The sequence below is a fragment of the Salinimicrobium oceani genome, from assembly GCF_012037645.1.
In genome coordinates this window covers 1-537 of record NZ_JAAVJR010000345.1, presented here as the reverse complement: position 1 = coordinate 537, position 537 = coordinate 1, and the positions used below count along the sequence as shown (strand labels likewise).

General features: G+C 48.6%; 1 protein-coding gene. It reads left to right on the top strand.

The genetic code is table 11. The features are described 5' to 3' along the window. Positions 1–537 (top strand): TPM domain-containing protein (locus HC175_RS17100; RefSeq protein WP_168139535.1); only part of this gene is annotated, 537 nt, incomplete at both ends.

Here is a 537-nt window from a genome sequence, read left to right as displayed (position 1 = left end):
CCGCCAAAGCCTTCCAAGCAGACAAGTGTCTATGATGAAGCCGATGTATTAAGTGCTTCGGAAGAGCAGGCGCTTGAGAGAAAGCTTATCAACTATGCCGATACTACTTCCACACAAATTGTCATTGCTACTATAGAATCCCTCCAGGGCGAGGAGATCGCGACCTATGCAACAGAATGGGCGCACGAATGGGGTGTAGGACAGGAAAAAGAGGATAACGGTATATTCATTCTGCTTTCTGAAGGGGATCGCCTTATACAGATCCAGACAGGCTACGGGATAGAACCTTATCTTACTGATGCCCTTTCCCATCAGATCGTACAAAATATTATCCTTCCGGAATTCCGGAATGACAGTTATTATGCTGGCCTTGATGCCGGGACAACTGCTATTTTCCAGGTGCTGAATGGTACTTACGAAGGAACCAGGCCTCCCGAGGGTGGTGGCGCCGGACCCCGATTTATCATATTGGCGATCATCTTTATTTTCTTTCTTATTGTCCTCAGTTCCCGCAACAAACGCGGAGGCGGTCGCGGC